Source organism: Streptomyces sp. NPDC001219 (assembly GCF_053597915.1).
On sequence record NZ_JBSFJF010000047.1, the window covers coordinates 53,700 to 62,359 of the forward strand.

At 74.4% G+C, this 8,660-nt stretch carries 8 protein-coding genes; 2 read left to right on the plus strand and 6 right to left on the minus strand.

All coding sequences use genetic code 11. The features are described from left to right. Positions 1 to 19 precede the first annotated feature (19 nt). Positions 20 to 1,360: a CaiB/BaiF CoA transferase family protein gene (locus ACWC9R_RS26235; RefSeq protein ID WP_450735062.1), complete on the minus strand. Its 1,341-nt coding sequence runs from the start codon at positions 1,358 to 1,360 to the stop codon at positions 20 to 22. A gap of 322 nt (positions 1,361 to 1,682) precedes the next feature. Here ACWC9R_RS26235 and ACWC9R_RS26240 point away from each other — a divergent pair, with 322 nt between their 5' ends. Then, on the plus strand, positions 1,683 to 2,048 hold the full coding sequence (locus tag ACWC9R_RS26240; RefSeq protein ID WP_450735064.1) for a hypothetical protein: 366 nt from the start codon (positions 1,683 to 1,685) through the stop codon (positions 2,046 to 2,048). A gap of 138 nt (positions 2,049 to 2,186) precedes the next feature. On the opposite strand, the gene ACWC9R_RS26245 is transcribed toward ACWC9R_RS26240, so the two are convergent. Then, positions 2,187 to 2,810 (minus strand): YIP1 family protein, encoded by a 624-nt coding sequence (locus tag ACWC9R_RS26245; RefSeq protein ID WP_450735066.1) that lies wholly within the window; start codon positions 2,808 to 2,810, stop codon positions 2,187 to 2,189. A gap of 85 nt (positions 2,811 to 2,895) precedes the next feature. On the opposite strand from ACWC9R_RS26245, the gene ACWC9R_RS26250 reads away from it, so the two are divergent. Continuing rightward, complete coding sequence (locus ACWC9R_RS26250) at positions 2,896 to 3,612, plus strand: VIT1/CCC1 transporter family protein (protein ID WP_450735068.1); 717 nt, start codon at positions 2,896 to 2,898, stop codon at positions 3,610 to 3,612. A gap of 149 nt (positions 3,613 to 3,761) precedes the next feature. Here ACWC9R_RS26250 and ACWC9R_RS26255 read toward each other — a convergent pair whose 3' ends face one another. The 4 genes from ACWC9R_RS26255 to ACWC9R_RS26270 form a co-directional block, all read right to left on the minus strand. After that, on the minus strand, positions 3,762 to 4,883 hold the full coding sequence (locus ACWC9R_RS26255) for a P1 family peptidase (protein WP_450735079.1): 1,122 nt from the start codon (positions 4,881 to 4,883) through the stop codon (positions 3,762 to 3,764). Further along, a complete protein-coding gene (locus ACWC9R_RS26260; RefSeq protein ID WP_450735070.1) occupies positions 4,876 to 5,709 on the minus strand; it encodes a L,D-transpeptidase family protein in 834 nt (277 codons plus the stop codon). The genes ACWC9R_RS26255 and ACWC9R_RS26260 overlap by 8 nt, the downstream gene beginning before the upstream one ends. Positions 5,710 to 6,137: 428 nt before the next feature. Then, complete coding sequence (locus ACWC9R_RS26265; RefSeq protein ID WP_450735071.1) at positions 6,138 to 7,295, minus strand: low temperature requirement protein A; 1,158 nt, start codon at positions 7,293 to 7,295, stop codon at positions 6,138 to 6,140. Positions 7,296 to 7,400: 105 nt separating this feature from the next. Further along, a complete protein-coding gene (locus ACWC9R_RS26270) occupies positions 7,401 to 8,432 on the minus strand; it encodes a methyltransferase (protein ID WP_450735081.1) in 1,032 nt (343 codons plus the stop codon). Between the last annotated feature and the right edge of the window lie 228 nt (positions 8,433 to 8,660).

Sequence of the window (8,660 nt, forward strand, 5' to 3'; positions counted from 1 at the left end):
GGCTCTCTTGTGACGAAGGTCACAATCGCGGCGGCAAGGGGCGGTCGGTCGGCCCTGACAGCCAGGTTCGCAGTGCCGTGCCGTGTTCGTCCAGGCGGGGTGGGGCGAAGGGTTGGGCCACCGGCGTCCCCGAAAGACGGAGTGGGCTGGTCACTTGGGGGACACGCCCCTCGCCGACCGGGGTCACCGGATCGAGGCCGAGGCGCGCCGCCAACTCCAGGGCCTCGGAGAGGCTGTTGACCGGGCCGCACGGCACGGAGACGGCGGACAGCCGCTCGGTCCAGCCGTGCGGGGTGTCGGCGGCCAGCCGGTCCTCCAGCGCTTTGATGAGATCTGTGCGGTTTCGCACCCGGTCCTCGTTACGGGCGAAACGGAGGTCGTCGGCGAGTTCCGGGGCGCCCAGCGCTCGTGCCAGCTCCCGGAACTGACGGTCATTGCCCACCGCCACCGCGAGCAGCTGCCCGTCGCGGCAGGCCAGCGTCTCGTACGGGGCGATGCTCGGATGGCGGTTGCCCATGGGGCCCGGGTCGCGGCCGGTGGCCAGATGGCCGGACGCCTGGTTGACCAGCGACCCCAGCAGCGACGACAGCAGATTCACCTCGACCAGCTGGCCCCGGCCGGTGCGGTCACGGTGGCACAGCGCCGCGAGGATGCCCGTGGCGGCGTCCTTCGCGGTCAGCACGTCCACCAGCGCGACGCCCGCCTTCAGCGGGGTGCCGCCGGGCTCGCCGGTGATGCTCATCAGCCCGCCGACGGCCTGCACGACGAAGTCGTAGCCGGGCAGCCGGGCGCCGGCGCCGGAACCGAACCCGGTGATGGTGCAGTGCACCAGGCCCGGGTTGGCGGCGAGGGTGGCGGTGGGGTCCAGGCCGATGGGGGTCCCCCCTGGACGGAGCTTGTCGGGTCCTTGGGGGAGGGCGAGCGAGCCGGGGCGGAAGTTCTCGATCAGTACGTCGGCCCGGCGCGCCAACTCGCGGGCGGCGGCCGCGTCCTCCGGGGCGTCGAGGTCCAGGGCCAGGCCGCGCTTGGAGCGGTTCGCGGCGTCGAAGTACGCGGCCGTCCCGCGTGGCGGGGTGCCGCCGCCTGGTGCCGGGTCCGTGCCGGAGGGGTCGTCCGGGACGAACGGCGGTCCCCAGGCGCGGGTGTCGTCACCGGTGCCCGGCCGCTCCACCTTGATCACCTCGGCGCCTAGGTCGGCCAGCGTCGCGGCGGCCAGCGGCCCGGCCAGCACCCGGCTGAAGTCCGCGACGAGGATGCCGTCCAGGGCGCGCGCGGGCGGGGCGCCGGCCGATGTGGCGCCGGCGGGTCCGGAGGGGGCGTCGGCGGGCGGCCGGGGCTGCGGCCGGTGCGGCTGCGGCACGTGCGTACTCCTCACGTCGCGGACGGGGTGCCGTCATCGTCCGGGACGATCTTCGCCGGGGGAAGCCGCCGCGGTGTCCAACGGGGCCGGGCGGACCCTGCCGGGGCGGCCTCTTGGGGTGGCACCTTCGCGGGTCGTGCCGGGAATGTGGCGAAATGTCATAGGAGATGTGTCACTTCGGGACTTTTGGCCCAAGATCTCCTGTCGGAAGTCCCGAGGCGTGGTGTGTACTGACCCCAGGGCTCGTCGTCCGGGCCCGGATCAGCCCGCGGCATCCGGAGACCAGCCCCGCCCCAGCGCCCCACCCGTCCGGGAGGACCCCATGCTCCCCTCCGTTTCGATTCTCCAGCAGATCGGCTTCGGCGCCCTTGTCGCGGTGGGCGTCGTCTGGGCCGTGGCGATCACCAGACTGCTGCGACGGGGCCGCTACGAGGCCGCCCTGCGGCGGGACCAGCGGGAGATGCGGGCACGATACGGGCCGCGCGGCCGGTTCGCACCGCGCGGCCCGTACGGGCGGCGCGAACCGGCCGGACCGCCCGCGGACGGGCTGCCCGCACAGCCGGAGCTGCTCGGATCGGTGCCGCGGCAGACCGGGCCCGACGGACCGCCGTCGGAGTGTGTGGAGTTGAGCGACGCCGAACGGGCGGCCTTCGAGGGGCTCGTACGGCAGCTGAGCAGCCGTAGTTGAACCGGTCCTGAGGGTCGGGGCAAGACGGCCGGGGGCGGGCGGCGGGGCGGGTACGCCCGGTGGCGGACCGGCCCCGGCCGCAGCGGACGGGCCCCGGAGTCAGCGGACCGGCCCGGATTCCGCGGACGGGTCCCGGCCTCAGCGGACGGGTCCCAGCCTCAGCAGGGCCAGCGCCGCCAGCATCTGCACGGAGACCGCGGCCGCCGACTTCCACGTCGAGAGATGGTGCTGGCCGCGTATCAGCAGTATGGCGAGGACATAGCCGAAGCCCCAGGTCGTCCAGGTCGCGGCCTGGACGAAGGTGGCGCCGGTCGGCAGCCAGGCGGCGATCGCCATCCGCGGCAGATCCGTCACCCAGAAGAGCACGATGAACAGGCTCGCGGTCGGCGCGAAGCGGCCGATGCCGCCCAGGGTGCGGGCGATGGCGTGGGCGACCGCGCCCAGGACGAAGCTGGCGGCCAGCACCCCCGCCTCGGCCAGCCCGATGAGCTGGAGGCCCGCCGTGCGATCGACGGCCCACTGGGCGTGGAACGCGTCCACCGACAGCACCCCGATGGCGCCGCTGATCAGCGACAGCAGTACCGCCGCGCTCCAGGCGCTGCGGTCCCGCGCCTCGTCCAGCACCTCCACCGGGCGGTACCAGAGCCCGAATATCAGCTGGTGCCACCACAGTCGGCGGCGGGGCGCGGGCTTGCGGGGGGCCGGCTGGACGAGCGTGGGCGGTGGGGGCGGGGGAGGCGGTGAGGGGGGCGGTGCGGACATAAGGCCGTTTCTACCACCGGCCTCTCCGCGGCGGCGTGGGGGCGTCGGGCCGGGCACGGGCCGGTGCGGATGCGACGCTCTTCCGATGACTTCGCAGACACCGGACCACGACGAGGCACACGGCGGCGGGCTCGGCAGCCGCCTCAACTGGCTGCGGGCGGCGGTTCTTGGCGCCAACGACGGCATCGTGTCCACCGCCGGACTCGTCGTCGGGGTCGCCGGCGCCACCGACGAACGGGGCGCGCTGCTGACGGCGGGGCTGGCGGGACTGCTGGCCGGTTCCCTGTCGATGGCGGCCGGCGAGTACGTCTCGGTCTCCACCCAGCGCGACTCGGAGAAGGCCGCGCTGGCGAAGGAGAAGCGGGAGCTGGCGACCGAGCCGCAGGCCGAACTCATCGAGCTGACCGAGATGTTGGAGGGCAAGGGGCTGGCGGAACCGCTGGCCCGGGAGGTGGCCGAGCAGCTCACCGAGCACGATGCGCTGCGGGCGCACGCCGAGGTGGAGCTGGGCATCGACCCCGACGAACTCACCAACCCCTGGCACGCGGCGGGGGCGAGCTTCCTCGCCTTCACGGCGGGGGCGCTGCTGCCGCTGCTGGCGATCGTGCTGCCGCCGGCCGCGCACCGGCTGTGGATCACGGTGGCCGCCGTGGTCGCGGCGCTGGCGCTGTGCGGGTGGAGCAGCGCACGGATGGGGTCCGCGCCCGTGGGGCGGGCGGTGCTGCGGAACGTGGGAGGCGGCGTGGTGGCGATGGGCGTGACGTACGCGGCGGGCTCGCTGCTGGGAGCTGTGGGGGTGTGAGGGGCGACCCGTAGGGGCTGCGGCCGACGGGTTGTGACCCCTACGGGTCGTGACCCCTACGGGCCGGGGTGCCTGGCCCCAGACGCCGCCTCCGGGCTCCTGCCTCCGGCCCCTGACTCCGGGCGCCGGCCCCGTACGGGGCCGGCCGCTCAGCCCAGCCCGTACAGGTCCCGGTAGGAGGGGAAGACCCCGCCGGGACCGCGCACCGTCTCCGCGCGGTGGGCCGCGTCGACCACGGCGCGGGTCAGGACGTCCGCGCCCGCGGCGAGCAGCTCGTTCAGCGCGCCCGCCTCGGCGTGGATGCCGAAGGCGGGGTCGGTGTGCGGCTCCTCGGCGGTGAGCGGCCGGGTGGCGGTGGACAGCGCGAAGACCGTGTCGCCGTCGGAGAGGAGATGGACCGGGCGGATGGCGCGGGCCAGGCCGTCGTGGGCGGTGCCGGCCAGCTTGTGGGCCTGGGCGCGGGTGAGGGCGGCGTCGGTGGCGACCACGGCGAGGGTGGTGTTGAGCGGCGGCCGGACGGACGCCGCCGAACGGGCCAGGGACAGCTCCCGGGCCTCGGCCAGCCGGCGCAGCGCGGCGGCGTGCACCTCGGGGGCCGGGAGCGCGGCCGGGTCCTCGTACAGATGGCCGTAAAGGGCGCCGGTGCGCGGGTCGGTGACGGAGCCCGCGGCGTTGACGGCGGCCAGGGCGGCGACGGTGGCCCCCGAGGGGAGCACCGCGCTCGCCGTGCCGATGCCGCCCTTGAGGCCGCCGGCCACCGCGCCCGTCCCGGCCCCCGTGTTGCCCCGGGCGACCGGGGCGCCGGGCTCGGTCCCCGCCGCGGCGTCGGCCGCCGACCGGCCCAGCGCGGCGTCCGGGCGGGCCCGCCAGTCGCCGCCGCGGCCCAGATCGAAGAGCGCCGCGGCGGGCACCACCGGGACGACCTGCGCGGGGTCCGGGCCGACCCGGAAGCCCCGGCCCGCGTCCTCCAGCCAGGCGACGGCACCGGACGCGGCGTCAAGACCGAAGGCGCTGCCGCCGGTCAGCACCAGCGCCTCGACCCGCTGGACGAGGTTGCGCGGGTCCAGCGCGTCGGTCTCCCGGGTGCCGGGACCGCCGCCACGCACGTCGACGGCCGCGACGGCGCCGCCCTCGGGGGCCAGCACCACGGTGGTGCCGGTCAGGAACCCGTCACCGATGCGCTGGGCGTGGCCGACCCGGAGGCCGAGGACGTCGGTGAGGGCGTCCTGCGGCCCCGTGGGGTACGGCGGGCCCGCCGGCTGCTCAGTAATGTGCCGGTCCCATCACGACGACCGGGTGCAGGTCGGGGTCGAGGGTCCGCAGCAGCTCCCGCATCACCTTGGGCTTGAGGCTGATACAGCCCTGGGTGGGGCCGTCGTGGTCGACGTGCAGCCAGACACCGCCGCCCTTGGCCGCGCCCCAGGGGCGCCGCTGGTCCAGCGGGGAGGCCCCCTGCTCCCGGTTGTAGTTGATGGCGATGACGTAGTCGAAGGCACCGGCCAGCGGCTCGCCCTCCACACCGGTGCCGTCGGCGACGAAGCTGCCGTTGCGGTCGTAGGGGAGCTTGGTGCCCTCGGGGGCGGCGAGCAGACCACCCGCGTCGGTGAGGGGGAAGACCCCGATGGGCGAGCGCAGGTCGCCGTAACGGTGGTCGTCGGTCCAGCCGCGGGCGGCGTTGTGGGCCGGCCAGGCGGGGCCCGCCGCCCAGTCGTCCGTGCCCTCCTCACGGGTGTAGAGGACGACCCGGGACTGGAAGGAGTCCATGCCCTTGCCCGTGACGACCAGCACCTGCCGGGAGTCGGCCGGTATGCGCTTCCTGGCCGCGTCACTGAGGCCCGGGATCGGCCGTCCGGCCGGGGCGTTCGGTGCGGCGTTCGGGGCGGTTTTCGGCGCGGACACGGGCGTACGTGGCGTGTCCGGGCCGGAAGCCGTCGTCGACGTGGTGCTCTTGGCGTCGGTCCCGCCGTTGTGGTCGTCGCCCGAGGCGGGCCACGCCCACAGGGCGGTGCCGACCAGGGTGGACAGGGCGAGACCGCTCACGGCCTTGCTGCGCCGGGACAGTCTCGTCCGCGCGCGGGACTGGGCGTGGCGGGCCATGGCTGGCGTCTCCTCAGGTACGGACGATGGTCGGTCCCGGGGCTTCTGCGGGTCTCCCACAGTGACACCCCCTGTCATAAAAAGGGCAATCTGCACCCTACCGCTTCCCCGTGTGTGCGCCTCCGCTGGCCCTTGTGAACAGTGGGGAACACGAGCACGAAGTGGTGGGAAGTGGGGTCCATTGGTGGGTAATTGACGGGCGATGGGGTGGGGCGGGGGCGGTGGCCGTGCCGGTGACGGGCCCTTGCCCGACGGGGTGAAGATGGCCGGATCTGATGTGCAATCAGGGCCGCGAGCAGGGCTGAACGGGCGTCAGGTACGCCGATCGGGGCGGGGGACGGCGGCCCCGGAGGGCTCCGTGCGCACGGGGCCGACACGCCGTGGACGAGATCGGTGCCGGGACGCTCGTCGAGACGGGTGACGGGCCGCTACACCACCGGCGCGGTGCCCTGACGGGAGCTGAGGGCGACACCGGCCGCCACCGTCGCGGCCGCCACCAGCCCGGTCGCCAGGACCGCCCAGTGCCCGGCGAAGGTACACACCAGGACCAGCAGCGCCGACACCGGCAGCACCAGATGCTGGGCCGGCCCCCGCTTCTGGTGCCGGGAGTGGATCAGCCACACCGTGAGCAGGAACAGCGCCGCCGGCACCGTGACACACCCGGCCGCCGCGAACGCCGACAGATGCGCCCTGCCGAAGGTCTCCGCCACCGAGACCTCGATGCCGGCCCCGACCGCGGCCGCCGAACCGAACACCAGGTAGTGCCCGTAGCCCCACAGGAACGCCTGACGGTTCGAGCGGAGGTGACGGTGGATGGGCACCGCGAAGTAGATCCAGTACGCGGCGAAGACCAGCAGCAGCCCGCCGCCCGCGATCGGCAGCAGCCGGTCGAGCGCCTCGTTCCGGTCCAGCGCCGACTGCACGGCGACGGTGGCCGCCGCGATCGTCTCGCCCAGCACGATGATGGTGAACAGGCCGTACCGCTCGGAGATGTGATGCGGATGCCAGCTCGTCTGCCGCTCCCGCTCGGCCAGCGCGGGAACCGCCAGCTCCAGCAGGCCCACCACCACGAACACCCACGGAATGTCGCCCTTGGGCAGGACCAGCAGGCCCAGCCACCCGATCTGGCACACCGTCACCCCCAGGGCGTAGCGCAGCGCCGTCCGCCGCTCGGCACCCCGGCTGCCGAGCGCGGCCCGCAGCCACTGGGTGACCATGGCCAGCCGCATCACCACGAACCCGAACCAGGCCACGGTGAAGTCGCTCTGCGCGAAGGCCCGCGGCACACCCGCGGCCAGGATCAGCACCCCCGCCATCTGGACCAGCGTCACCACGCGATAGAGCGGGTCGTCGGTGTCGTAGGCCGAGGCGAACCAGCTGAAGTTCATCCAGGCCCACCAGATGGCGAAGAAGACCATCAGATAGCCCGGAATGCCGTGGTCCGGATGCCCCTCGGCCAGCGCGTGCGCCAGCTCGCGCCCGGCCTGCGCGACCGCCACGACGAAACACAGGTCGAAGAAGAGCTCCAGCGGGGTGGCGGCGCGGTGCTGCTCGTCGCGCCGCCGCGCCCGCATGAGGACCGGCACGTCAGCTCCTCTCGTCGGCCGGAGCGGCCGCCCTCAGTAGAGCGCGGGCGGACGGGGCGGCCAACGAGGGCAGCGGGGCGCGGCGTGTCGCCCCGGGCGCGGCGGCTACTCGGCGACCGCCTCCACGATCGAGGGAAAGACTGAGGTCGGCAGCACCCGCGTCAGCCGGAAACCACCGGCCGACAGCAGCGTCGCGAACTCCTCCGCGGTGCGCTCCTGCCCGTCGAGCACCGCCATCATCGCGACGTCCATGGTCTTGCCGAAGTGCGGCGTGTTGCCCGGCGGCAGCACGGACTCGATGACCAGCAGCCGGCTGCCGGTGGCCATCGCCCGGTGGCAGCTGCGCAGGATGCGCCCGCACGCCTCGTCCGGCCAGTCGTGCAGCACATGCTTGAGGACGTAGACGTCACCGCCCTCCGGTACGGCCGCGAAGAAGTCGCCCTCCTGGGCGCGCCAGCGGCCCTTCAACTCGTCGCCGTCCAGGAGGTGACCGGCCAGCGGCGGCGCCTGGTCGAAGAGCACACCGGTCAGCTGCGGATGGCGGCGCAGCGCGGCCCGCAGCAGCCCGCCGCGGCCGCCACCGACGTCCACCACCGTGCCGGTCGCGGGGAACGGGCAGACGGCGGCCACCGCCTCGTCGACCGGGGCGGACAGCGACGACATCCCGTCGTCGAGAACCCGGCGGGCGGCCGGGTCCGCCGTCAGATACGCGAAGAGCGGCGCCCCGAAGATCCGCTCGAACGACGCGCCGCTGTGCTCCACGGCCTCCGGCATGGCCGCCGACGTCCGCAGGAACAGCTCGTCGGTCGCCATGAGCACGGCGGCGTGCAGCGAGTCGGGGACGTCCGTACGCAGCGCCTGCGCGGACGGCGTCAGTTGGTAGGCGCCCGCCGCGTCCTCCCGGAAGATGCCACGGGTGGCCAGATAGCGCAGCACCCGGCGGAGGTGCGGGGCGTGGGTACCGGTGGCGGCCGCCAGCTGCTCGGCGGTGCGCGGGCCCTCCACGAGGCGGTCGGCGATGCGGTGGTGCACAGCGGTGCGCAGGGCGGCGGAGAAGAGATGGCCCATGGCCAGGTCGATCAGATGAGCCGAGAGGTCACGGGGCTCGCCGGTCGGTCGGTTGGGGGAAGTGGCCAACATCAGCCTCCAGTCATCGGCGTGGGCGTGCCGGCCCGGGGCACAGGCGGTGATCCACCGTCGCAGCCCCGGGCCCCGGTGTCACCAGCGAAGGGGAGGACAACCGCGAAGTCCGGCCAGGGGAGGGCGGGGTGCCCTAGGACCTGTCGTCAAACTCCCGTCGTTCGCCCGAAGGGCGGCCCCGCGGCGTCTGGTGCGTGCGATCGCAAGGCGGAGGGTCGCCCCGAT